A 23,604-nucleotide genomic window follows, 5' to 3' on the forward strand; every position below is an offset into this window, starting at 1 on the left:
CGGGCGATCGTCCTCAATTGAGGAGACGCCACGCAGGTCGTCGGATGAGGACGCCACGAAGCAGGGGATTCAGGATGCCGCGGCGATGGCCTTGTCGGCCGTGCGGCGCGCCCAGTCCTCGGCGTCGGCGAGCGCCTCGCGGGTGAGGGTCTCGGGCGCCTCGTGCGCGTCGACCACGCGGGCGACCGTGTCGACGATGCCGAGGAAGCTCAGCCGGCCCTCGTGGAACGCGTCGACCGCCTGCTCGTTGGCGGCGTTGAAGACGGCCGGGTAGGTGCCGGCGGCGCGGCCGACCTGCTTCGCGAGCCGTACCGCGGGGAAGGCGGCGTCGTCGAGCGGCTCGAAGGTCCACGATGTCGCCGCCGTCCAGTCGAGCGGCCGCCCCACCCCCGCGACCCGGCTGGGCCAGTCGAGGCCGAGTGAGATGGGCAGGCGCATGTCGGGCGGCGACGCCTGGGCGATCGTCGAGCCGTCGACGAACTCGACCATCGAGTGCACGATCGACTGCGGATGCACGACCACGTCGATCTCGGAGTACGGCACCCCGAAGAGGAGGTGGGCTTCGATGACCTCCAGCCCCTTGTTGACGAGGGTCGCGGAGTTCGTGGTGACGACCCGGCCCATGTCCCACGTGGGATGAGCGAGCGCCTCGGACGGCGTGACGCTCTCGAGCGATGCGCGGCTGCGGCCGCGGAACGGACCGCCCGATGCGGTCAGCACGAGGCGTCGCACCTCGTCGCGCGCGCCGGCTCGCAGCGCCTGCGCGATGGCGGAGTGCTCGGAGTCGACCGGCACGATCTGACCCGGACGAGCCAGCGCGGTGACGAGGTCACCGCCGACGATCAGCGACTCCTTGTTGGCCAGGGCCAGAGTGCGGCCGGTCTCGAGCGCCGCCAGGGTCGGACCGAGGCCCACCGAGCCCGTGATGCCGTTGAGCACGACGTCGGCCTCGACGTCTCGCACGAGCTGCTCAGCCTCGACGGCACCGAGCGCAGTGCTCTCGACGCCGAACTCGGCGGCCTGTGCGGCGAGGGTCTCCCGGTCGGAGCCGGCCGCCAGCCCCACGACCTCGAACCGTCGCGGGTTCGCGCGGACGACGTCGAGAGCCTGCGTGCCGATGGAACCTGTCGAGCCGAGGATGAGGACGCGCCGCATCCGGCCAGCCTATCGCCGGGCCGGATGCGGGCGTCTCGGACTACTGCTGAGCGGCGTGCTGGGTCGCCAGGATGTCGATCACGAACACGAGGGTCTTGCCCGCCAGCTCGTGGTCGCTGGATCCCTCTTCGCCGTATGCGAGTGCCGGCGGGATGACCACGAGCACCTGTGAGCCGACCGCCTGACCCTCGAGCGCTTGAACGAAGCCCGGCACATACTGGTTGCCTGAGAGGGAGTACGGCGCGCCGTTCGTCCACGACGCATCGAAGCTTTCCCCTGTCTCCCAATCGACACCGTAGTACTGCAGGAGAGTCGTGTCGCCTGGTTCGACCGTGATGCCATCGCCCTTCTTCAGCACCTCGATCTGGATCTCCGAGGGCGCATCGCCACTAGGAATCTCGACGCTGGGCGTCCCGTCGTCAGCCAATTCGACGGCCGGCATTCCGTCGACCGGCTCCTGCTCCTCGCCCCACGCGGAGGTGGGCGTGACGCTCAGGATGTCGAGCACATAGACCTGCCCGGGAGCCTGATCTGTAGCGGGGAAGGTGGCAACGAATCGCGAGCCGGGCGCGGCGCAGCCGGCGATCTGACCGACGGGGGTGGCGGCGCTGATTGGTTGCGGCAGGATCTCGCCCGGCGTGTATCCGAGCGCACCGAGCTCTTCTCCCGTCTCGGCGCTGAACGCGGACAGGGCGAAGTTGACGTACTGGCCGTTCTCGAGCGGATCGCCCTCAGCCTCGACGATGGGAGTGCTTTGCAGTTCATTGATCTCGAGCGGTGTCTCGAACGCCGCCGTCGACAGCTCGCCAGGCTCACCCTCGACAGTGATGGATTCGGATGCTGAGCCCGAAGCGACCTGCGCATCGCATAGGTCGACGGCCCCGCTGGCCGACGGAGTCGGTTCTGCATCCTGCGCAGCTGAGCACCCTGCCAGCACCAGGGCCGACAGGGCGGCGACGGACAGGGCGGCGAGCGGACGAATGCGCACGAAGACAACCTCTGATCGAGTGAAGGGACACCCCATCCTTTCGCATCTTTCCTCCGTTCGCCCTGAGAAGCGGCTATGCCGCGAGCGGAATGCGATCGGGAGTACCCTCTACGGGTGACTTCCGACCTCGTTCCCGGCGCCGACGACACCGCGGACGAGATGCCGCTGGACGAGGCGCTGCCACCGCGGCGGATGGGCGCCACCTACGTCCTCGGCCGGTCGCTGATCACCCCGCTGGCCCGCGTGATCTACCGGCCGCGGATCGACGGCAAGGGGAACGTGCCCCGCACCGGCCCCGTCATCTTCGCCAGCAACCACCTGTCGTTCATCGACTCGATCGCGATTCCGGTCGCTGCGCCGCGACCGGTGCACTTCCTGGCCAAGGCCAGCTACTTCGAGAAGCCGGCATCGCGGTGGTTCTTCACCGCCATCGGCGCGATCCCCGTGCACCGGGGCGCGGGCCAGGCGGCGCTCGACGCGCTCGACCAGCAGCGAACGCTGCTCGAGGAGGGCAGCGCGGTCGCGCTGTACCCCGAGGGCACGCGGTCGCTCGACGGCCGCCTCTACAAGGGCCGCACCGGGGTCGCCTTCCTCGCCCTGCAGACCGGCGCACCGGTCGTGCCAGTCGGGCTGATCGGCACCGACAAGGTCATGCCGGTCGGCGCGAAGGCGCCGTCGATCAAGCACCGCATCACGGTGAAGTTCGGCGAGCCGCTCGATCTGGCTCACCACGGCCCGGCGTCGTCCGGCAAGGCGCGCCGTCTCGCCACCGACGAGATCATGTCGGCCATCCACGCCCTGTCGGGCCAGGAGCTCGCGAACGCCTACAACGAGGTGCCCGCGCAGAATCCCATCGACCGCATCAGGCAGGTGCTCCCGCACGAGCGCCGCTGACGCGCGCTCCGACTCGCGAGCTCGCTCAGCGACCGGGGGAAGCGACCAGGGTCGTGGGCTCGTGGCGGACGGGGAAGTTCACCGAGTTCGCGATGAAGCACCACTCGTGCGCCTGCGCGTGGGCGGCGGTCGCGGCATCCGTCATCGACGCGTCCGCGACGGTCACTCGCGGCCGCAGCACCACTTCGCGGAAGGCGCCGCCGCCGCGGCCGTCTTCGACCATGAGACCTGAGGCTTCGTCCTCATACCCGACCACCACGACGCCCGCCTGCACGCAGGCGTGGAGATACGACAGCAGGTGGCACTCGCTGAGGGCGGCGAGCAGCATGTCCTCGGGGTTCCACCGCGACGCGTCGCCGCGGAACGGCTTGTCGGACGACGCGAGGAGGGCGGGCTTCCCGTCGATCGCGATGGTCACTGCGCGGTCGTAGTCGCGGTAGCCGGAGGTGCCGGTGCCCCGATCGCCGGTCCACGTGGTCCGGACGGAGTATCGATGCTCGCCCCACATGAGCACAGTCTGTCATGCAGGGCGGGCTCGTCCGCGGCGGTAGGCTGGCGGGGTGCCGCAGACCTTCGCCGCAGCCGACGCCGTCGAGCTCGCCGTCGTCGAACGCAGCGGTTTCGTGGAGTCACGTCACTCCGGAATCGCCATCGTCCTGGCCGCCGACGGCACGGTCGCCGAGAAGCTCGGCGATCCGTCGTCGCTGATCCTCCCCCGTTCGAGCCTCAAGCCGCTGCAGGCCCTCGCGTGCCTGTCTGCGGGCGCTCCGCTCGAGGGCGAGCGACTCGGACTCGCCACCGCCAGCCACTCGGGCACCGACCGCCACGTCGCGGTCGTCCGCGAGATCCTCGCGCAGGCGCAGCTGGGCGAGGACGATCTCGGATGCCCCGCCGCCTGGCCGAGCGACACCGCGACGCGCGACGAACTGGTGCGCGAGCTTCGGCAGCCGGCGCGGATCCGCATGAACTGCTCGGGCAAGCACGCGACGATGCTCCTCACCTGTGTCGTGAACGGCTGGGAGCCGGAGGGCTATCTGTCGCCGGAGCACCCGGTGCAGCTCCTCATCCGCGAGACCATCGAGCGTCTCATCGGCGAGAAGGTCGCCGCGACCGCGATCGACGGCTGCGGCGCCCCCGTCTACGCGATGACCCTGTTCGGCCTCGCGCGGGCCATCCACCGCATCGGCAATTCCTCGACCACCTCGCCCTTCGCCCTCCATCGCAGCGCCGGCGCGCTCGTCGAAGCCGTGCGCGCTGCGCCGTGGACGATCGACGGCCCGGGTCGCGCCGACACGATCGCGATCGAGCGCCTCGGTGTCTTCGCCAAGGGCGGCGCCGAAGGCGTGATGATCATGGTGGCGCCCGACGGCACCACCGTTGCGCTGAAGATGCTCGACGGCAGCGGGCGGGCTGCCACGGCCGTCGCGCTGAGACTGCTCGAGCGCCACGGCGCCCTCGCGTCGGCGGACGTGGCTGACACCTTCTCGAAGCTTCCGCTCACCGTCACCGGCGGCGGGCAGGATGTCGGGGCCATCCGCCCCGCTTTCTAGAGGCGCTCCCACGAGGAGCCCGAGCGCTCCAACGGCGGAGCGGAAAGGATCACACGATGAGGATCAGCGTCCCCACCGAGGTCAAGAACAACGAGTATCGGGTCGCCCTCACCCCTGCGGGCGTGCACGATCTCGTGGCGGCCGGCCATGAGGTCTTCGTGCAGCGCGGAGCGGGCGAGGGATCGTCGATGCCGGATGCCGAGTACGAGGCTGCGGGCGCGGTGCTCCTCGACGACGCCGCCGAGGTCTGGGCCCGCGCCGAACTGCTGCTCAAGGTCAAGGAGCCGATCGCCGGCGAGTACGGCTACTTCCGCGACGACCTCGTGCTGTTCACCTACCTGCATCTCGCGGCCGACCGACCGCTCACCGAGCGTCTCGTCGCCGACGGCGTCACCGCGATCGCCTACGAGACCGTGCAGCTCGCCGGCGGCGGCCTGCCGCTGCTGGCCCCCATGAGCGAGGTCGCCGGACGACTCGCGCCCACCGTCGGCGCCGGAACGCTCATGCGTTCGGCAGGCGGCCTCGGCCTGCTCATGTCGGGTGTTCCCGGCACGCGGCCGGCGACCGTCACCGTGATCGGCGGCGGCGTCGCCGGCGCCAACGCCGCGGTGATCGCGGTCGGCATGGGCGCCGACGTGACCGTCTTCGACACCAACGTGCAGCGCCTGCGCTACCTCGACGACCACTTCCAGGGTCGGGTCAAGACGGCGGCCTCCAACCCGCTCGACCTCGACCGCGCCGTCGTGGCGTCGGATCTCGTGATCGGCTCGGTCCTGATCCCCGGCGCCAAGGCCCCCAAGCTCGTGACCAACGACATGGTGTCGCGCATGCGCCCCGGTTCGGTGCTGGTCGACATCGCCGTCGACCAGGGCGGATGCTTCGAGGACACGCATCCGACCACCCACGCCGACCCCACGTTCCCGGTGCACGGCAGCGTCTTCTACTGCGTGGCGAACATGCCGGGCGCCGTGCCGAACACGTCGACTTCGGCACTGACGAACGCCACCCTTCCGTACATCCGGCAGATCGCGCGCCGCGGCTGGAAGGAGGCGCTGCGGGCCGATGCCGCCCTGGCAGGCGGCCTCAACACCGTCGGCGGCGCCGTCGTCAACGCCGGCGTGGCCACGGCGCACGAGCTCGAGCTCGCCCCGCTCGAGGCGGCGCTGGCCTGAGACCGGCCCCCGGACATCCGCGCCGGAGCACACTGGGACCATGGCCGACGAGCGCGTGTGGACCGTGGAAGACCATCTGACGGATGCCGACCCCGGGGCGGTGCGGCTGTGGCACCGCATCGACGAGCTCATCGCCTCGTTCGGACCAGTGACGCACGCCGTCTCGAAGACCACGATCACGTTCCGCGGACCGCGGCGGGGCTTCGCCCGTGCGCGGCCGCTGCAGCACGGCATACGCGGCTACTTCGACCTCATGCGCGAGCTGCCGCCCGACCCGCGCATCCTGGGCGCTTCGCCGTACGGCCGGCGCCTCTACGTGCACCAGTTCCGCCTCGCCGACGAGAGCGAGTTCGACGGCACGGTGGAGTCGTGGCTGCGCGAGGCGTACGACGTCGGGTGCGGGGCGCACCTCGGGCCATGACGGGAGCGCCTACGGCGCGGGGATCAGCGCTCTCGACCGGTCAGACCAGGCCTCCGTCGATGGACCGGCTGAACTCGGCGGGGTCCTCGGGAACGAGGACCGGCGTCTCGCGGTTGAGGCTCTCGCCGCGGAAGAACGGCTTCGAGCCCGGGAAGAGGAACCACAGCACCATCAGCACCACACCGAGCGCGAGTGACCCGATGCCGAGAACGAACGTCCCGCCGATGCCGAGCAGCACCGTGTAGCCGTAGTCGACGTCGTACATGTCGATCGCGGACTGGATGAACGCGTAGGTCAGCATGAGCGCGCCCAGCAGCGGCAGGATGCCCCGGTAGAGCAGGTTGCGTCCCGACGTGAACAGGTCCTTGCGGAAGTACCACACGCAGGCGAAGCCGGTGATGGCGTAGTAGAACGCGATCGCGAGCCCGAGCGACAGGATCGAGTCCTGCAGGATGTTGTCGCTGATGAGGGTCATGCCGACGTAGTAGACGCTCGCGACGATGCCCATGACGATCGTGGAGAACGACGGCGTCTTGTACTGCGGGTGCACCGTCATGAAGCGTCGAGGGAGTGCCCGGTACGCCGCCATCGCGAGCGTGCCGCGCGCGGTCGGCAGGATCGTGGTCTGCGTCGACGAGACCGCCGAGATCAGGACGGCCACCACGAGCACCCAGCCGAACGGGCCGAGCAGTCCGTCCTTGATGGCGAGGAAGAAGTCGTCGGCGTTCGCCTCGTTGCCCAGGCCCGTGCCGTCCTCGCCGAGACCGGCGTACATCATGGCTGCCACCGTCACGCTGACGTAGGTGACGAGGAGGATCACGCAGGTCAGCAGCGCCGCGCGGCCGGGGATGCGCTTGGGATCCTTCGTCTCCTCGTTGAGGGCGAGGCATGTGTCCCAGCCCCAGTAGATGAACAGCGCGAGCAGCACCGCCTCGGTGAACCCGTGCCAGTCGGTGAATGCCACCGGGTTGAACCACGACCAGTCGAACGGCGTGGGGTTCGGGGCGGTGCCTGCGAAGAACTGCCACAGTGCGGCGATGACGAAGATCACCAGCGCGAGGTACTGGATGCCGAGCAAGATGTTCTGGATCCGCTCGCCGATCTCGACCCCGCGCCAGCTGACCCAGGTCATCGCGAGGATGAACACGACGCCGGTCGCGGTGACGAGCGGCACGTTGTCGGACAGCAGCGCATCCTCGGGACTGCCGACCACTCCGTCGACGAGCGCCCACAGGTAGATGCCGCCGATCTGCGCGAGATTGGCGAGCACGACCATGCCCGCGACCGCGACGCCCCAGCCGCCCATCCAGCCGACCCAGGGGCCGAAGGCCTTGGTGCCCCACGTGAATGTCGTGCCGCAGTCGGGGACGTCGTTGTTGAGCTCGCGGTAGGCGAACGCGATGAACAGCATCGGGATGAACGCGATGACGAAGGCGATCGGCGCCTGGGCGCCGACGGCCAGCACCACCCATCCGAGCGTCGCGACGAGGGAGTAGACCGGTGCGGTGGAGGCCAGGCCGATGACGGTCGAGCCCCATAGCCCGAGCGTCCTTGCTGCCAGCCCCTTGCCGTCCGGCCGTTGGAGGTCGATCGGGGAAGTAGCCACAGAGCGACGCTAGGTGCCGGGGCGAGGGTCGGTCAACGCCTCGGCCCGACGGTTCGGCCGGACATCGGAGTCCGGGAGGACAATGCGGACGGGGTCGGCTCCCGCCGAGACCAGCCAGGCGCGGGGTCGCGCGGGATCGCAGTAGGGCGGCACGCCGCGGAACCCCGCCAGCGCGCGGAGCTCCGCCGCACAGCTCGTGTCGACGACCAGATCGTGGTCGCCGCGAAGGTCGGCCAGCAGACGCCAGTGCCGCTGCCAGTCGTCGGGTTCGCCCGTGACGACCGCCGGACCCCCGGCGGCGGATGCCGGGTCGGCCACGTAGTCGTCGACCGCGAGCACGCGCGCGCCGTCGCCCTCCCACGCCGCGAGCGCCCGCCGGGCCCCGGGCGATCTGCGTGCGATGAACCCGGTCACCCCGGCCCGCGGCGTCCACGGCCGCTCGGGTGTCCGCCCCTCGCCGCCGGCACCGGCGGAGCGACCGCCCGCCGCGGCGGGCGCGAGCGCGATCTGCACGCAGCGTCCGTCGAGCAGGCCTCGCCCGGCCGGCGCCGCGGAGTCGAACCCCGCGGCGTCTCCGCCGGCCGCCACGTGGTCCATACGGCTCGGGTATGGGAGCACGAGCCGGCGCGTGAAGAGCTCGGCGAGCCGCGACACCGGGCCGGTCATCCGGTGCGCTCCCCCGACCACAAGGACTCCCGCCGCTCCCGCGCGGCGCACGACTCCTTCGACACGCTCCAGGACGACATGCGCGTACTCGGGCGGCAGCCGCAGCGCCACCGCGTCGAGATCATCGAAGAGCACCGCGGTCGCAGGCACCGGGAGCGACTCATGAAGAGCCGCGACGGCGTCCCACAGCCCCTCGGGATCGGCCGGCACGCGCACCGCGGCGCTGTGCGACTGCGCTTCCACGAGGTCGAGCGTGTTCGACACCCCTGATCCCGGCCCGCCGAGCACCAGCAGCGCACGATCCCGCGGTGCGATCCCGACCACCGGCTGGCGCTGGCGCTCGGGCTCGTCGGCGACCCCGAGCAGGTACTCCCCCGGTCCCGCAGCGAACTCGCTCAACGCCGCGCGCGCTCGCAGCTCATCGATGGTCACCCGCGACGGAAGGGCGGGCAGCCACGGGCGCACCGGTGCACGGTGTCCGGCGCGCAGCGCGGCCGCGGCCACATCGTCTGCGCTCGACAGTGCGATCCGCACGTGCTCGGGCGCCGCGTCCCCCGCCCGCCGCACCAGCGCGACGCCGCGACCGGCCGCTCCGCCCGGCAGGCGTGCGGCATCGTCCGTGCCGAGCAGCGCGCGGCTGTCGGCGGGGTCGGTCACGCGGAGGCTCACACGAAGGGGGCAATTGGCGAGGAGGTTGTCGCGGATCACACCTGCCGCCCGCTGTGTGCCGAGAATGAGGTGGATGCCGAGCGCGCGGCCGCGGGCGGCCACGTCGGCGAAGAGCGCATGGAGTTCGGGATGATCGGCCAGCAGCGCGGCGAACTCATCGACGACCACCACCAATCGTGGCAGGCGGACCCGGGGGTCGAGGATGTCGCGGGCGCCCGCGGCGGCGATGGCGGCTTCGCGCCGGCGCAGCTCCGCGCGGAGGCTGTCCATGGCCCGACGCGCACCGGATCCGTCGAGATCCGTGATGACGCCGGTCACGTGCGGAACGCCCGCAAGGCCGTCGAAGGCGGTGCCGCCCTTGAAATCGGCGAGGAGGAACGTCACATCGTCGGTCGAGCGGGTCGCGCACAGCGCCAGGATCCAGGTGATGAGCAGCTCGCTCTTGCCCGAGCCCGTGACGCCGGCGACCACGGCGTGCGGTCCGTCCGAGACCAGATCGACCAGGGCCGGCTGACCGTTCGCAACGCCGATCGCCGCCGGCAGTCCCCCGCTCACCGAGGGGACCGCCGTGAGCAGCGGAGCGAGATCGATGGGCTCGCCGCCGTCCCGCATGAGCCCGAGGCTGCGCTCGGCTCGGTCAGAGAGTTCGGCCGCGATCTCGTGCGCCTGCTCGCGCGAGACCGCTTCGACGCCGATCCTGCGGGACTCGCCCGCGTGCTCCACACGGGCGACGCCGGGCGAGGCCACCGTCAGCACCGCCTCGCAGCGCGGCGGCACGGGCTCACCCGGCCGGCACCGGGCGATGACCACCTCGGCGTCGGAGGGAACGAGCTGGCCGGGCTCGAGGATCGCCACGCCGATCCCCGCCCGCGCGTCGCGGTGAGGGAGGCCCTGCGCCCACTCCAGGCCGCGACCCAGCGGCCCGACGATGCGCAGCTCACCGGGCGGGTACGCCAGGCACAGCTGCAGCACGAGCGCCCGCTGCACGCCGCCGGCGAGCGTGTCACCGCCGACCACGGCGACGCCCGCCCTGAGCGGCACCGTCACCGGCGCCGCCGCGAGCCGAGCCGCCCGGCGACGGAGGTCGGCGGCATCCGGATCCCCCTCTCCTCCCGTGACGCGCACCGCGCTGGAACGATCGCCCTCGCCGACCGTGATCGACTCGGGGCGACCGCCGCGCCAGATGTCGCCGTCTTTCATGACCATGCGCAGCACGTCGGGATGCCGGGCCTGCAGCAGCACCCGTTCGGTGCGATGGCGGGCGGCGACCGCAGCGGCGACGCGCTCGCGCGCATGTGCGGCGTCGGTGGCGGCTCGCCGGGCGTCGCGCTTCGCGCCGCGCCGGGCATCCAGCACGGTCGCACCGGCGATGAGCGGGCCGAGCAGCGCGAACCACAGCGCGAACATCGAGCCGGTGACGAGCCAGAGGACGACCGCACCGACGACGGGCACGATGGCGGCGACCAGTGGAAGCGGCGGCCGCGACGGCGGCACCCAGGCCGGCGGGAGCGTCAGCGGTTCGTCGTCGAGCCCCTCGGCGGCATCCAGCCCGACCGATGTGTCAGGCCGCACGGCGCGGTCGGGCCCGACCGCGGCATCGAGCCCCACAACGCGCCCCGCCGCGGCATCGAGCCCCGCCGCGCGGCGGCCCGCCCCGAGATCGAGCCCCGCGGCGCGGTCCGTTCCCGCGACAGCCGCGCGCGGAGCGGTGGGGCGGGCTGACAGGCGAGCGGTCGAACGCATGCGCCCAGTCCAGCGTCAGCGGCGACAAGCCCACACGCGCCGACGCGGATCCGTGGAAAGCCGACGCCACTCCCCCACCTGTGGAGGAAGCGGCCTCCGACGCGCGCCGGGCGGCCGCGCCGGGCGGCCGAGGCACCGGATCAGTCCTCGTCGGTTGCTGCCTCGTCGGCCGCGGAATCCTCGTCGCTCGCGGCCTCGTCGGCCGACCCGGCCGGGCGTCCCACGTCCAGGACGATGATCGTGATGTTGTCGCGCCCGCCGTTCTCGAGCGCCGCCTCCATCATCGCGGAGGCCGCGTCGGCGGGATCGGCGTTCTCCTCGAGGAAGTGCCGGATGCCGTAGTCGGTGAGCTCCTTGGTGAGCCCGTCCGAGCAGATCACGAACCGGTCGCCCTGCGCCACATCCAGGCGGACGTAGTCAGGCTTGACGCCCTCGCTGGGTCCGACCGCGCGCGTGATGACGTTTCCGTACGGGTGGTTCTCGGCCTCTTCGGGGCTCAGCCGGCCGGCGGCGACGAGCTCCTGCACGACCGAGTGGTCGGTCGTGACCTGCGCGATGGCGCCGTCGCGCACCAGATAGACGCGCGAATCGCCGATGTTGAGGGTGACCCAGTGCGCGGCATCCCCCGACGTGTCGAGGAAGACGCCGGTCACGGTCGTCCCCGTGCCGTCGTCGGTGGCCTCAGGGTGCGACGCGATGTCCTTGACGGCGCGCGCGAGCGCCTTCTCGATCGACTTGGGGTTGACGTGACCGCTGTCGGCGACGGCGCGCAGCCGGTCGATGGTGCTCGCGCTGGCGATCTCGCCGCCCACATGGCCGCCCATGCCGTCGGCGACGACGAACAGCGGATACGCGGCGAACACTGCGTCCTGGTTCACCTCGCGCCGGCGACCGGTGTCGGTGACCGCGGCCCACGAGAGTTCGAGCACGCCACCGGGGACCGGAACATCGATCGACTGGGTGGATACCTCGGGCACGCCCTGTCCTCCCCGTCGGATGACGCCGGAGCCCTTCGCCCCCGCGTCCTCACATACTAGTGGGTCAGTCGACGGCGTCCTCCGACTCCGCGAGCGCTTCGACCACGATCTGCGCCGTCGTCGGCGGGGGTGCGAGCGGCACCGACGGCACCGGCACCGCCTCATCGTCGTCCACGGCGCCCTCGAACTGCGCGTTGTACAGACGCCAGTACGCGCCCTTGACCGCGAGCAGCTCGTCATGCGAGCCCTGCTCGACGATCGCGCCGTCCTCCATCACGAGGATGAGGTCGGCGTCGCGGATGGTCGACAGCCGGTGCGCGATGACGAAGGCCGTGCGATCCTCCCGCAGCCGCGACATCGCGCGCTGAATGAGCAGCTCGGTGCGCGTGTCGACCGACGACGTCGCCTCGTCGAGGATGAGGATGCGCGGATCGGCGAGGAAGGCCCGCGCGATCGTCACGAGCTGCCGCTCGCCGACGCTGAGGTTGCTCGCCTCGTCGTCGAGCATCGTGTCGTATCCGTCGGGCAGAGCGTGCACGAACCGGTCGACGTACGCGGCGGTGGCCGCGGCGACCAGCTCCTCGTCGGACGCGCCGGGGCGCCCGTAGGCGATGTTCTCCCGGATCGTCCCGGCGAACAGCCAGGTGTCCTGCAGCACCATGCCCGTGCGCGCCCGCAGGTCGTCCCGCGTCATGCGTCGCGTGTCGACGCCGTCGAGCGTGATCCGGCCGGCGTCGGCGTCGTAGAAGCGCATGATGAGATTCACCAGCGTCGTCTTGCCGGCGCCGGTCGGACCGACGATCGCCACTGTGCTGCCCGGCCGCGCCGCGAGCGTCAGCTCGTCGATCAGCGGCTTGTCGGCGACGTACCGGAACGAGACGTCCTCGAACTCGAGGCTGCTCGCCGAGTCGGGCGCGGTCTCGGCCGGGTCGTCGTCCGGCGTCTGCTCCTCCTCGTCGAGCAGCTCGAAGACGCGCTCGGCGCTCGCCACGCCCGACTGGAGCAGGTTCGCCATCGAGCCGAGCTGGCTGAGCGGTTGCGTGAACTGGCGCGAGTACTGGATGAAGGCCTGCACGTCGCCGATCGACATGAGCCCCGCCGCGACCTGCAGCCCGCCGACGACCGCGATCGCGACGTAGACCAGGTTGCCGACGAACATCATGGCCGGCATGATCACGCCCGACAGGAACTGCGCGCCGAAGCTCGCCCGGTAGAGCTCGTCGTTCTCGGCGCGGAAGTCCGCCTCGACCTCGCGCTGGTGGCCGAACACCTTGACGACCGAGTGACCCGAGAACGTCTCCTCCACCCGCGCGTTCAAGACGCCCGTCGTCTTCCACTGCTGCACGAAGAGCTTCTGCGAGCGCTTGGCCACGAGCACCGTGATGACGATCGTGAGCGGAATGGTCACGAGGGCGATGACCGCGAGCAGCGGCGAGATGAGGAACATCATCGTCAGCACGCCGATCACCGTCAGCAGCGAGATGACCACCTGCGACAGCGTCTGCTGCATGGTCTGCCCGATGTTGTCGACGTCGTTCGTCACGCGGCTGAGCAGCTCGCCCCGCTGCACGCGGTCGAAGTACGACAGGGGCAGGCGGTGCACCTTGTCTTCCACCTGCATGCGGAGGCGGTGCATCGCCCGCTGCACGACGCCGTTGAGGATGCGCGCCTGCAGCCACCCGAAGATGCTCGCGAAGACATACACGGCCAGGACGAGCGCGAGGATGCGCGCGAGCTGCTCGAAGTCGATCCCGGCGCCGGGCACGAAGTCCATGGCCGCGATCATGTTCGCCTGGTCCTGGTTGCCCGAGGCGACGAGCTGGTCGACGACCTGCTGCTTGGTCATGCCCGGCGGCATCTGCAGGGAGAGGAAGCCCGCGAAGACGACGTTCGTGCCTTCGCCGAGCAGCTTCGGGCCGATCACCGAGAGGGTGACCGACAGGATGCTGAATACGAGCACGACGATCAGCTGCGGCATGTCGGCGCGGAGCGTCGCCAGCAGGCGTCGCGCGCTCGGACCGAAGTTCTGCGCCTTCTCGCCGCCAGAGGCCTGCCCCATCGGGCCGCGCTGCATCGGCATCCGCTGCGCGCCGCGCGTCTGGCCGCTCATGCCGCCGCCTCCGCTGCGAGCTGCGACTCGACGATCTCGCGATACGTCTCGCACGTGTCGACCAGGTCGTCATGCCGACCGATCCCGACGACGCGGCCGTGGTCGATCACGACGATCTGATCGGCGTGCTGGATGGTCGAGACCCGCTGCGCGACGACGAGTCGCGTCGCGTCGGGCAGGTGCGTGTCGAGTGCGCGGCGGAGCGCGGCATCCGTCCGCAGATCCAGCGCCGAGAACGAGTCGTCGAAGATGTAGACCTCAGGGCGCTTGACGAGCGCACGGGCGATCGCCATCCGCTGACGCTGGCCGCCCGAGAGGTTCGTGCCGCCCTGGGAGATGGGCGCGTCGAGTGCCTCCGGCAGGGCGCGGACGAAGTCCGCCGCCTGCGCGAGCTCGAGCGCCTGCCACAGCTGTTCGTCGGTGGCGTCGTGGTCGCCGTAGCGGAGATTGGACGCGATCGTGCCCGAGAAGAGGAACGCGCGCTGCGGCACGAGCCCGACCCGTGTCCACAGCTCGTCGGGATCGTAGTCGCGCACGTCGACGCCGTCGACGCGCACGCTTCCGGCCGTCACGTCGAACAGCCGCGGCACCAGGCTCACGAGGGTCGTCTTGCCCGACCCCGTCGAGCCGATCACCGCCGTCGTGGTGCCCGGCTCGACCGCGAACGTCAGGTCGTGGAGCACGGCCTCCTCGGCGCCGGGGTACGCGAAGTCGACGTGGTCGAACTCGATGCGCCCGGCAGGGGCCGGAGCGGATGCCGCAGCCCGCGGTGCCGACACCGACGGCGCCGTCTCGAGCACCTCGCCGATGCGGTTCGCACAGACCGCGGCCCGCGGGATCATCACGAACATGAAGGTCGCCATCATGACGCCCATGAGGATCTGCATGAGGTAGGTGAGGAAGGCGAAGAGCGTGCCGATCTGCACGCCGTTCTCCTGCACCTGGAACGCGCCGAACCAGATGACCGCGACGCTCGAGACGTTCATGACGAGCATGACCGCCGGGAACATCAGCGCCATCAGGTTGCCGGCGCGCAGCGCGGTGTCTTTGACGTCGTCGCTCGCCGTCTCGAAGCGTGCCCGTTCATGGCGCTCGCGCACGAACGCGCGCACGACGCGGATTCCGGTCAGCTGCTCGCGCATGATCTGGTTCACGCGGTCGATGCGCGCCTGCATCTGGGTGAAGGCCGGCACCATGCGCCACACGATCAGTCCGACGATGACGAGGAGCACCGGGATCGAGACCGCCATCAGCCACGAGAGCCCGGCGTCCTGGCTGACGGCCATGATGACGCCGCCGATCGCCAGCATCGGAGCCGAGATCATCAGCGTCGCCGACACCTGCACCAGCATCTGCACCTGCTGCACGTCGTTGGTGTTGCGGGTGATGAGCGACGGTGCGCCGAACTGGCCGACCTCGCGCTGCGAGAACGCCACCACGCGGTGGAAGAGATCGCCGCGCAGGTCGCGGCCCATCCCCATCGCGAGCCGCGAGCCGAAGTAGACCGCGACGATCGCGCAGACGACCTGCACCAGGCTCACGATCAGCATCACGCCGCCGGTGGACCAGATGTACGGGATGTGGCCGGTGACGACCCCGTTGTCGATGATGTCGGCGTTCAGCGTCGGCAGCCACAGCGACGCGATCGACTGTGCGAGCTGGAAGACGACGACGGCGACGATGAGGGGCCAGGCGGGTCGGAGATAGCGCACCAGGAGCTTGCCGAGCACGGCGGTCCTTTCGAGCGCGGAGACCTCCGCTCCCGCGGACCGCGCACGGATAGCGACGCTACGCCTGCACGCGTCCCACCGACAAGCCGCACCCTACGCCGTCGGCGAACTCGCCCGAGCGAGCGTCCGGGCCCGCCCGAGCAGCGTCAGGCGGCGGACAGCGGCGGGAAGAACCCGTCGATCGCCTCGAGATCGGCCGCCCCCGGCGTCCACGCCGTCGCGGCCGCCGCGTTGGCCTGCACCTGCTCGGGCGATGTGGCGCCGGCGATCACGCTCGACAGCGCCGGCTGGGCCAGCAGCCAGCCGAAGGTCGCCTCCAGCATGGTGATGCCGCGCTCGTCGCAGAACGCCTGGTACGCCTCGAGGGCGTCCCAGGGCGCGTCGTCGTAGAGGTGGCGCCGCTGGCGGATGATCCGGGTGTCGGAGGGCGCGGCATCCCGCGTGAACTTGCCGGTCAGCAGACCGTTGTACAGCGGGAAGTAGGGGAAGAAGCCGAGGCCGTAGCGCCGCACGGCGGGCAGCACGTCCGTTTCGGAACCCCGCGAGAGAAGGCTGTACTCGTTCTGCGCCGAGACGAACGGCACGCCGTGGCGCATCAGCGCGGTGAAGTGCCCCTCGGCGATCTGCCAGCCCGAGAAGTTGGAGTGGCCGATGTAGCGCACCTTGCCCTCGCGCACCAGATCGCTCAGCACCTCGAGCGTCTCTTCCAGCGGGGTCTCGTCGTCGGGCACGTGCAGCTGATAGAGGTCGATCCACTCGGTCTGCAGACGCGTGAGGGATGCCTCGACCGCACGTCGCACGTACGACCGCGAGGCCTTCGCGCCCGAGGGCGGGTACCCCATATCGCGACCCGGGTGGCCGAACTTCGTCGCCAGCGTGACCTCGTCCCGGCGGCCCTTGAGCGCCTCCCCCATCAGCGTCTCCGACAGGCCGGGCTCGCCGCCGTACATGTCGGCGGTGTCGAGGAAGGTCACGCCGGCGTCGATCGCCGCGTCGAGAACGGATCGCGTCCCGTCGATGGTCTCGGTGCGGGTGCCGGGCCGGCCGAAATTATTGCAGCCGAGGCCGACGGCGGAGACGAGGAGGCCGGACGCGCCCACCCGGCGCAGCGGAACAGTCGAGGTCATGCCTCCACGTTAGCCGGGTGACGGATGCCGCGACCCCGGCCGCACGCGACAGCCCCCCGCCGCAGGGCGAGGGGCTGTCGAGGCGGGTACTACGGCCGCGGGGTGCCGGGTGCCGGCGGCGTGGCGGGCGGCTCGGTCGCCGGCGGTTCGCCGGCGGGCGGCTCGGTGGCCGGAGGCTCCGTGACCGGGGGCGGCGCGACCGGCGGTTCCGCCGCCGGCGGCTGGGCGACCGGCGGTTCCGCCGCCGGCGGCGCGGGCGGCTCGGCGCCGGCCGGCGGTGCGGCGGGCGCGGCCGGAGCAGGCGGTGCGGGCGGCGGCGTGTAGCCGGCGGGCGGTGCCGGCGGCGCGTCGTAGCCCGCGGCAGGAGCGGGGGGCGGCGTGTAGCCGGCGGGCGGCTGGTAGCCGGCGGGCGCACCGTAGCCGGGCGCCGCCGGCGGGTAGCCTGCTCCGGGACCCGCCTGAGCCACGTTCTGATCGGGCTGCACCGGGATTCCCTGCCACACGGTGGTGTCCTTGAGGAACGAGTTGCGCCACGGCGACGGCGTGATGTTCGGGTTCCAGCGCGAGCTGCCGAACGCGAGGATGCCGAGCCAGATGAGCGTGCCGATCCCGGGGATGAGCCACAGCAGCAGCAGCGGCCACTCCTTGCCGAGCTTCGCGCCGATGCGCCAGCCGGCGAGAACCCAGGCCGCCAGGCCGACGAGGCTGAGGATCCACCCGATGCCGGGGATCTGTCCCAGGAAGCCCGCGATCAGCATCGCCCCCAGCATGACCCAGGGCGACAGATCGCCCAGCTTGGCCGCCACCATCGAGTTGTAGACCGGTACCCATGCGCGCCAGCGCCCCTGTACACCCGCCTTGTCGAACACCTTCATGAGGAACCAGGCGCCGATGATGTACCCGGCGAGGGCGAGCAGGAGGAGGAACGGTCCGATGATCAGCCAGAACGCGATGAGCGCCCCGAGCCCGCCGCCGTCGTTGTAATCCATGGTGAAGCGACCTCCGAGAGAGTCGATGGGCGTCGCGTCGGGACGCGACCGCGGAACCCCTGCTCCGCTGGACACATGCTAGCGACGCTCCCAGCTGACCGTCAGCATTGACGCCGTTTCGGGGGGATGGCCCCCTCGCCGCGGTGTGGATAGCCTGAGCACAACTCGACCGAAGGGCCGCCATGACAGATCCGACTCCCTCCGCTTCCACCCCGCCGCCGCTGCCCCCGCAGTCCGCAGCGGAGGCCGCCCGCGCCGCCGATCCCGACGACACCGGCGTTCCCCCCGTCCGCGGCGAGGCGTCCGACGTGGGCAGGGGGTTCTTCTCCGCGCTCTTCGACCTGTCGTTCCGCACGTTCATCACCCGCCGCCTCGCGAGCGTCTTCTACCTCGTCGGGCTCATCGCGATCGGCATCGGCTTCATCGTCTACTTCGTCGGCGGCATCTGGAGCGCGATCTCGGTGATGTGGCTCAACGTCGGAGCGGGGATCAGCGGGTTGATCGCGACGGTCATCGTGGTGCCCGTGATCACGTTCCTCTCGATCATCCTGCTCCGCTTCGTCATTGAGGCAGTGGTGGCGCTGATCGCCATCGCCGAGAACACCGAGCGCACCGCGCAGCACACGCGGCGCTGACCGTCACGCGTAGAGCTCGAGTTCGCCCACGCCGGACTCGCGCACGCGCAGGCCAGCGGCATCCGCCCATCGCACGAAACCCGCCGCCGACGAGATCCGCGGGCGCTCCTCCGCCAGCCGCCGGACGAGTGCCCCTTTGGCATGCTTGTTGAAGTGGTTGAGCGCGCGCACCGTGCCGTCGGCGCCTTCGCTCACGACGCGGACGTACCGCGACGGCACGTCAGCGGGCACCGGGCCGAGCGCCACGTAAGCCTCAGACCGGAGGTCGAGCACGAACCGGGGCTGCATCGCCGCGAAGGCCGCTGTCACATCGGCGGCCCACAGCCGGCGCAGCGGTGGCACGCCCGGAAGCGCGGTCGACGCGCCGAGGCGGTACGCGGGGATCGGGTCGAGGGCGCCGACCGGGCCGAACGGTGCGGAATGCAGGAGCACGTGGGCTCCCAGCCAGCGCCGGCCGGCGGTGGAGACGGATGCCGCGCCCAGCGCGTCGTACAGCACGCCGGTGTAGCGGTCGATCGCCGGCATCGTCGGCGCGTCGCGCAGCGCCGCGTTCACGGCGACCTCACCGCGCTGTGTGGGGCCGAGCTTGAGGACGCGGGCGGCGTCGTCCTCGTCGGCAGACAGCGCCACGATTGCGTCGACGACCGTGTCGCGGTGCGGCGCGAGCGCCGGCAGGGCGAGCCGACTCGTGTCCAGTGGAGCACCTCGCCCGCCCGACCTCTTGGTCTCGGACGGCGGCAGCAGGATCAGCATGATTCTCCGGAATGAGGCCGGGTGCGGCGAGGAGGAAAAGCACTCGGCCGACCCCCGAAGGGATCGGCCGAGTGGGACAAGCGGTGGATCAGGAGATCAGCGCGGCGTTTCCGGCCACGATCGTGAGGTCGTCGCCTTCCATCGACAGGAAGCCGTCCTGCGCGTTGGCGACGATCTTCGTGCCCGAGGTCTGGGTGATGCGCACCTGGCCCTCGGCGAGGATCGCGAGCACGGGCTCGTGACCGGTCATGAAGCCGATCTCGCCCTCGACCGTCTTGGCGACGACGAGCGATGCCTCCCCCGACCAGACCTCCGCATCCGCGGAGACGAGGCTCACGTTGAGCGGCATGATCAGCCGTTCTCCTTCTGGATGCGCGCCCACTGCTCTTCGACGTCGGAGATGCCGCCGACGTTGAAGAACGCCTGCTCGGCCACGTGGTCGAACTCGCCCTTGACGATCGCGTCGAACGACTCGATGGTCTCCTTGATCGGGACCGTCGAACCCTCGACACCGGTGAACTTCTTCGCCATGTAGGTGTTCTGCGAGAGGAACTGCTGGATGCGGCGCGCGCGGGCGACGACGATCTTGTCCTCTTCCGAGAGCTCGTCGACACCGAGGATCGCGATGATCTCCTGAAGCTCCTTGTTCTTCTGGAGGATCTGCTTCACAGCGGTCGCCACGCGGTAGTGGTCCTCACCGATGTAGCGCGGGTCGAGGATGCGGCTCGTCGACGTCAGCGGGTCGATGGCCGGGTACAGACCCTTCGACGCGATCTCGCGCGACAGCTCCGTGGTGGCGTCGAGGTGAGCGAAGGTGGTTGCCGGCGCCGGGTCGGTGTAGTCGTCGGCGGGCACGTAGATCGCCTGGAGCGACGTGATCGAGTGACCGCGCGTCGAGGTGATGCGCTCCTGGAGGATGCCCATCTCGTCGGCGAGGTTCGGCTGGTAGCCCACCGCGGAGGGCATGCGGCCGAGCAGCGTCGACACCTCGGAGCCGGCCTGGGTGAAGCGGAAGATGTTGTCGATGAAGAGCAGCACGTCCTGCTTCTGCACGTCGCGGAAGTACTCCGCCATCGTGAGGGCCGACAGGGCGACGCGCAGTCGCGTCCCCGGCGGCTCGTCCATCTGACCGAAGACGAGCGCGGTCTTGTCGAAGACGCCCGCCTCCTCCATCTCGCCGATGAGGTCGTTGCCCTCACGGGTGCGCTCGCCGACACCGGCGAACACCGACACACCGCCGTGGTCCTGCGCGACGCGCTGGATCATCTCCTGGATGAGGACCGTCTTGCCGACGCCGGCGCCGCCGAACAGGCCGATCTTGCCACCCTGCACGTACGGGGTGAGCAGGTCGATGCTCTTGATGCCGGTCTCGAACATCTCGGTCTTCGACTCGAGCTGGTCGAACGAGGGCGCCTGGCGGTGGATGCCCCAGCGCTCGGTGACCTCGATGGTCTCGCCCTCGGCGGCGTTCAGCACGTCACCCGTGACGTTGAACACCTTGCCCTTGGTGACGTCGCCGACGGGGACCGTGATGGGGCCGCCGGTGTCGCGCACCTCCTGGCCGCGGACCATGCCGTCGGTCGGCTTGAGCGAGATGGCGCGGACGAGGTCGTCGCCGAGGTGCTGAGCCACCTCGAGCGTGATCTCGGCCTGGTCGCCGCCGATCGTGATGGTGGTCTTCAGCGCGTTGTAGATGTCGGGGAGCGAGTCGTGCGGGAACTCGATGTCGACGACGGGGCCGGTGACGCGGGCGACGCGCCCGACGACCGCCGTCTCGGTCTTGTCAGCGGTGAGGCTCATGGCTTCTTCTCTTTCGTGTGGTCTGGGTGCGCGATCACTTGCCCGACGCGAGGGCGTCGGCACCGCCGACGATCTCGGCGATCTGCTGCGTGATCTCGGCCTGACGCGCGTTGTTGCGCAGGCGCGTGTAGTCGGTGATGAGCTTGTCGGCGTTGTCGCTGGCCGACTTCATCGCCTTCTGGGTCGCGGCGTGCTTCGCGGCCGACGACTGCAGGAGGGCGTTGAAGACGCGGCTCTGGATGTACACCGGCAGGAGCGCGTCGAGCACGGTCTCTGCGTCGGGCTCGAACTCGTACAGCGGGTACACCGCGGCCGACGAGGACTCCTCCGCCTCGACGACCTCGAGCGGAAGCAGTCGCACCGTCTCGGGCGACTGCGTCATCATGCTGACGAAGCGGTTGTAGACGAGGTGGATCTCGTCGACGCCGTTCTCCTCGCCGCCGCGGTCGTACGCGTCGAGCAGTGTGGCAGCGATCTCTTCGGCCGTGCTGAAGTGCGGCGTGTCGGTGTCACCGGTCCACTCCGCGGCGGCCTCCATGCGACGGAACTGGAAGTACCCGACCGCCTTGCGACCGACCAGGTAGAACACCGGCTCCCGGCCCTCCTCGCGCAGCAGCTGCGCGAGCTCGAGGCCCTCGCGGAGGATCTGCGAGTTGAAGGCGCCCGCGAGGCCGCGGTCGGACGAGAAGATCACGACCGCTGAGCGGCGGATCGTCTCGCGTTCGACGGTCAGCGGGTGATCGACGTTGGAGTGCGTCGCCACGGCGGAGACGGCACGCGTCACGGCCCGCGCGAAGGGCGACGACGCGCGCACACGCGCCATCGCCTTCTGGATGCGCGAAGCCGCGATGAGCTCCATCGCCTTCGTGATCTTCTTGGTCGTCTGAGCAGAAGAGATCTTCTGCTTGTAGACCCGGAGTTGTGCGCCCATGTCTGCTAGCCCAGGCCCGCCTCAGCGGCGGCCCTTGACGATCTTCTCCTGGTTCACGTCGTCGGCCTGCGCCGCCGCGACCTCTTCGTGGCCGGGCTTGCCGATGGCCTGGCCCTTGCCGGCCTGGAACTCGAGGATGAAGTCGTCGGTCTTCTTCGTCAGCTCCGCGACCGTGTCGTCGTCGAGGACGTTCGTGTCGCGCAGCGTGTCGAGGATCGTCGTGTTGCGACGCAGGTAGTCCAGCAGCTCGCGCTCGAACGCCAGCACGTCCTCGACCTCGATCGAGTCCAGCTTGCCGTTGGTGCCGGCCCAGATCGAGACGACCTGCTCCTCGACGGGGTACGGCGAGTACTGCGGCTGCTTGAGCAGCTCGGTCAGTCGCGCACCGCGGGCGAGCTGACGACGCGAAGCGGCGTCGAGGTCGGAGGCGAACATCGCGAACGCCTCGAGCGAGCGGTACTGGGCCAGCTCGAGCTTGAGCGTGCCGGAGACCTTCTTGATCGACTTGACCTGAGCGTCGCCGCCGACTCGCGAGACCGAGATGCCGACGTCGACCGCGGGACGCTGGTTGGCGTTGAACAGGTCGGACTGGAGGAAGATCTGACCGTCGGTGATCGAGATGACGTTGGTCGGGATGTACGCCGAGACGTCGTTCGCCTTCGTCTCGATGATCGGCAGACCCGTCATCGAGCCGGCGCCCAGCTCGTCCGAGAGCTTCGCGCAGCGCTCGAGCAGACGCGAGTGCAGGTAGAAGACGTCGCCGGGGTAGGCCTCGCGGCCCGGCGGGCGGCGCAGCAGGAGCGACACGGCGCGGTAGGCCTCGGCCTGCTTCGACAGGTCGTCGAAGATGACCAGGACGTGCTTGCCCTCGTACATCCAGTGCTGGCCGATGGCCGAGCCGGTGTACGGCGCGAGGTACTTGAAGCCCGCGGGGTCGGATGCCGGAGCCGCGACGATCGTCGTGTACTCCAGTGCGCCGGCGTCCTCGAGCGCGCCCTTCACGGCCGCGATCGTGGAGCCCTTCTGGCCGATGGCGACGTAGATGCAGCGCACCTGCTTGGTGACGTCGCCCGACTCCCAGTTGGCCTTCTGGTTGATGATCGTGTCGATCGCGATGGCCGTCTTGCCGGTCTGGCGGTCGCCGATGATGAGCTGGCGCTGGCCGCGGCCGACCGGGATCATCGCGTCGATCGCCTTGATGCCGGTCTGCAGCGGCTCGTGCACCGACTTGCGCTGCATGACGCCGGGCGCCTGCAGCTCGAGGGCGCGGCGGCCGACCGTGGCGATCTGGCCGAGGCCGTCGATCGGGTTGCCGAGCGGATCGACGACGCGGCCCAGGTAGCCGTCGCCGACGGGCACCGAGAGCACCTCGCCGGTGCGCGTGACCTGCTGGCCGGCCTCGATGCCGGCGAAGTCCCCGAGGACGACCACACCGATCTCGTGCTCGTCCAGGTTCAGGGCGAGGCCCTGCGTGCCGTCCTCGAACGTGACGAGCTCGTTCGCCATGACGCCGGGCAGGCCCTCGACATGGGCGATGCCGTCAGCGGCGTCGACGACGGTGCCGACCTCGGTGGCCGCTGCCCCGGTGGGCTCGTAAGCGGCGACGAAGTCCTTCAGCGCGTCACGGATGACGTCGGGGCTGATAGAGAGATCTGCCATTGTTTTCCTTCGTTCATGGGGCCTCGGCC

At 70.4% G+C, this 23,604-nt stretch carries 20 protein-coding genes; 5 read left to right on the forward strand and 15 right to left on the reverse strand.

The features are described from left to right. Positions 1-69: 69 nt before the first annotated feature. Positions 70-1,155: a 1-deoxy-D-xylulose-5-phosphate reductoisomerase gene (gene dxr, locus IM770_RS07000; protein WP_203580430.1), complete on the reverse strand. Its 1,086-nt coding sequence runs from the start codon at positions 1,153-1,155 to the stop codon at positions 70-72. 40 nt (positions 1,156-1,195) lie between these two features. Further along, the gene (locus tag IM770_RS07005) at positions 1,196-2,143 is read right to left on the reverse strand and encodes an FKBP-type peptidyl-prolyl cis-trans isomerase (RefSeq protein ID WP_203580431.1); all 948 of its coding nucleotides are present in this window, start codon (positions 2,141-2,143) and stop codon (positions 1,196-1,198) included. 159 nt (positions 2,144-2,302) lie between these two features. Between IM770_RS07005 and IM770_RS07010 the strand changes: the two genes are divergently transcribed. Next, entirely contained in the window at positions 2,303-3,037 is a 735-nt protein-coding gene (locus tag IM770_RS07010) for a lysophospholipid acyltransferase family protein (protein ID WP_239065923.1), read from the forward strand. A gap of 25 nt (positions 3,038-3,062) precedes the next feature. On the opposite strand, the gene IM770_RS07015 is transcribed toward IM770_RS07010, so the two are convergent. Further along, positions 3,063-3,545, reverse strand: coding sequence for an OsmC family protein (locus IM770_RS07015; protein WP_203580433.1), 483 nt, complete (start codon positions 3,543-3,545; stop codon positions 3,063-3,065). A 52-nt stretch (positions 3,546-3,597) separates the two neighbouring features. Here IM770_RS07015 and IM770_RS07020 point away from each other — a divergent pair, with 52 nt between their 5' ends. Genes IM770_RS07020 through IM770_RS07030 form a run of 3 tightly spaced genes read left to right on the forward strand, consistent with a single transcriptional unit; the run spans position 3,598 to position 6,180 of the window. Next, a complete protein-coding gene (locus IM770_RS07020; protein WP_203580434.1) occupies positions 3,598-4,587 on the forward strand; it encodes an asparaginase in 990 nt (329 codons plus the stop codon). A 56-nt stretch (positions 4,588-4,643) separates the two neighbouring features. Further along, positions 4,644-5,759, forward strand: coding sequence for an alanine dehydrogenase (gene ald / locus IM770_RS07025; RefSeq protein ID WP_203580435.1), 1,116 nt, complete (start codon positions 4,644-4,646; stop codon positions 5,757-5,759). A gap of 40 nt (positions 5,760-5,799) precedes the next feature. After that, positions 5,800-6,180 carry a DUF5655 domain-containing protein gene (locus IM770_RS07030; RefSeq protein ID WP_203580436.1) on the forward strand — a complete coding sequence of 127 codons (381 nt, stop codon included), beginning with the start codon at positions 5,800-5,802 and terminating at the stop codon, positions 6,178-6,180. A gap of 40 nt (positions 6,181-6,220) precedes the next feature. Here IM770_RS07030 and IM770_RS07035 read toward each other — a convergent pair whose 3' ends face one another. From IM770_RS07035 to IM770_RS07065, 7 genes are all read right to left on the reverse strand, one after another. Beyond that, positions 6,221-7,786, reverse strand: coding sequence for an APC family permease (locus IM770_RS07035; RefSeq protein WP_203580437.1), 1,566 nt, complete (start codon positions 7,784-7,786; stop codon positions 6,221-6,223). Between the two features lie 9 nt (positions 7,787-7,795). Beyond that, entirely contained in the window at positions 7,796-10,864 is a 3,069-nt protein-coding gene (locus IM770_RS07040; RefSeq protein WP_203580438.1) for an FtsK/SpoIIIE domain-containing protein, read from the reverse strand. A gap of 140 nt (positions 10,865-11,004) precedes the next feature. Continuing rightward, entirely contained in the window at positions 11,005-11,841 is an 837-nt protein-coding gene (locus IM770_RS07045; RefSeq protein WP_203580439.1) for a PP2C family protein-serine/threonine phosphatase, read from the reverse strand. A gap of 64 nt (positions 11,842-11,905) precedes the next feature. Beyond that, positions 11,906-13,951 (reverse strand): ABC transporter ATP-binding protein, encoded by a 2,046-nt coding sequence (locus IM770_RS07050; RefSeq protein ID WP_203580440.1) that lies wholly within the window; start codon positions 13,949-13,951, stop codon positions 11,906-11,908. Further along, positions 13,948-15,681 carry an ABC transporter ATP-binding protein gene (locus IM770_RS07055; protein ID WP_203580441.1) on the reverse strand — a complete coding sequence of 578 codons (1,734 nt, stop codon included), beginning with the start codon at positions 15,679-15,681 and terminating at the stop codon, positions 13,948-13,950. The genes IM770_RS07050 and IM770_RS07055 overlap by 4 nt, the downstream gene beginning before the upstream one ends. Positions 15,682-15,827: 146 nt before the next feature. Next, positions 15,828-16,808 (reverse strand): aldo/keto reductase, encoded by a 981-nt coding sequence (locus IM770_RS07060; protein ID WP_203580442.1) that lies wholly within the window; start codon positions 16,806-16,808, stop codon positions 15,828-15,830. 89 nt (positions 16,809-16,897) lie between these two features. After that, positions 16,898-17,797, reverse strand: a complete 900-nt coding sequence (locus tag IM770_RS07065; protein WP_203580443.1) for a large exoprotein — start codon at positions 17,795-17,797, stop codon at positions 16,898-16,900. 182 nt (positions 17,798-17,979) lie between these two features. Between IM770_RS07065 and IM770_RS07070 the strand changes: the two genes are divergently transcribed. Further along, on the forward strand, positions 17,980-18,432 hold the full coding sequence (locus IM770_RS07070) for a DUF4282 domain-containing protein (protein ID WP_203580444.1): 453 nt from the start codon (positions 17,980-17,982) through the stop codon (positions 18,430-18,432). Positions 18,433-18,435: 3 nt separating this feature from the next. Here the strand turns inward: IM770_RS07070 and IM770_RS07075 are convergent, their stop codons facing one another. From IM770_RS07075 to atpA, 5 genes are all read right to left on the reverse strand, one after another. Then, positions 18,436-19,185 (reverse strand): YaaA family protein, encoded by a 750-nt coding sequence (locus tag IM770_RS07075; protein ID WP_203580445.1) that lies wholly within the window; start codon positions 19,183-19,185, stop codon positions 18,436-18,438. Positions 19,186-19,273: 88 nt separating this feature from the next. Then, a complete protein-coding gene (locus IM770_RS07080; RefSeq protein ID WP_203580446.1) occupies positions 19,274-19,534 on the reverse strand; it encodes a F0F1 ATP synthase subunit epsilon in 261 nt (86 codons plus the stop codon). A gap of 2 nt (positions 19,535-19,536) precedes the next feature. Next, positions 19,537-20,985: a F0F1 ATP synthase subunit beta gene (gene atpD, locus IM770_RS07085; RefSeq protein ID WP_203580447.1), complete on the reverse strand. Its 1,449-nt coding sequence runs from the start codon at positions 20,983-20,985 to the stop codon at positions 19,537-19,539. A 34-nt stretch (positions 20,986-21,019) separates the two neighbouring features. After that, positions 21,020-21,916, reverse strand: a complete 897-nt coding sequence (locus IM770_RS07090) for a F0F1 ATP synthase subunit gamma (RefSeq protein ID WP_203580448.1) — start codon at positions 21,914-21,916, stop codon at positions 21,020-21,022. A 21-nt stretch (positions 21,917-21,937) separates the two neighbouring features. Then, positions 21,938-23,575 (reverse strand): F0F1 ATP synthase subunit alpha, encoded by a 1,638-nt coding sequence (atpA, locus tag IM770_RS07095; protein WP_203580449.1) that lies wholly within the window; start codon positions 23,573-23,575, stop codon positions 21,938-21,940. Positions 23,576-23,604 lie beyond the last annotated feature (29 nt).

Source organism: Microbacterium hibisci, assembly GCF_015278255.1.
Classification (GTDB): Bacteria; Actinomycetota; Actinomycetes; order Actinomycetales; family Microbacteriaceae; genus Microbacterium; species Microbacterium hibisci.

Coding starts and splice junctions, on each gene's coding strand:
- dxr (WP_203580430.1), bottom strand. CDS start 1,155: ATGCGGCGCGTCCTCATCCTCGGCTCGACAGGTTCCATCGGCACGCAG.
- IM770_RS07010 (WP_239065923.1), top strand. CDS start 2,303: ATGCCGCTGGACGAGGCGCTGCCACCGCGGCGGATGGGCGCCACCTAC.
- IM770_RS07015 (WP_203580433.1), bottom strand. CDS start 3,545: ATGTGGGGCGAGCATCGATACTCCGTCCGGACCACGTGGACCGGCGAT.
- ald (WP_203580435.1), top strand. CDS start 4,644: ATGAGGATCAGCGTCCCCACCGAGGTCAAGAACAACGAGTATCGGGTC.
- IM770_RS07030 (WP_203580436.1), top strand. CDS start 5,800: ATGGCCGACGAGCGCGTGTGGACCGTGGAAGACCATCTGACGGATGCC.
- IM770_RS07040 (WP_203580438.1), bottom strand. CDS start 10,864: ATGCGTTCGACCGCTCGCCTGTCAGCCCGCCCCACCGCTCCGCGCGCG.
- IM770_RS07050 (WP_203580440.1), bottom strand. CDS start 13,951: ATGAGCGGCCAGACGCGCGGCGCGCAGCGGATGCCGATGCAGCGCGGC.
- IM770_RS07060 (WP_203580442.1), bottom strand. CDS start 16,808: ATGACCTCGACTGTTCCGCTGCGCCGGGTGGGCGCGTCCGGCCTCCTC.
- IM770_RS07065 (WP_203580443.1), bottom strand. CDS start 17,797: ATGGATTACAACGACGGCGGCGGGCTCGGGGCGCTCATCGCGTTCTGG.
- IM770_RS07070 (WP_203580444.1), top strand. CDS start 17,980: ATGACAGATCCGACTCCCTCCGCTTCCACCCCGCCGCCGCTGCCCCCG.
- IM770_RS07075 (WP_203580445.1), bottom strand. CDS start 19,185: ATGCTGATCCTGCTGCCGCCGTCCGAGACCAAGAGGTCGGGCGGGCGA.
- IM770_RS07080 (WP_203580446.1), bottom strand. CDS start 19,534: ATGCCGCTCAACGTGAGCCTCGTCTCCGCGGATGCGGAGGTCTGGTCG.
- atpD (WP_203580447.1), bottom strand. CDS start 20,985: ATGAGCCTCACCGCTGACAAGACCGAGACGGCGGTCGTCGGGCGCGTC.
- IM770_RS07090 (WP_203580448.1), bottom strand. CDS start 21,916: ATGGGCGCACAACTCCGGGTCTACAAGCAGAAGATCTCTTCTGCTCAG.
- atpA (WP_203580449.1), bottom strand. CDS start 23,575: ATGGCAGATCTCTCTATCAGCCCCGACGTCATCCGTGACGCGCTGAAG.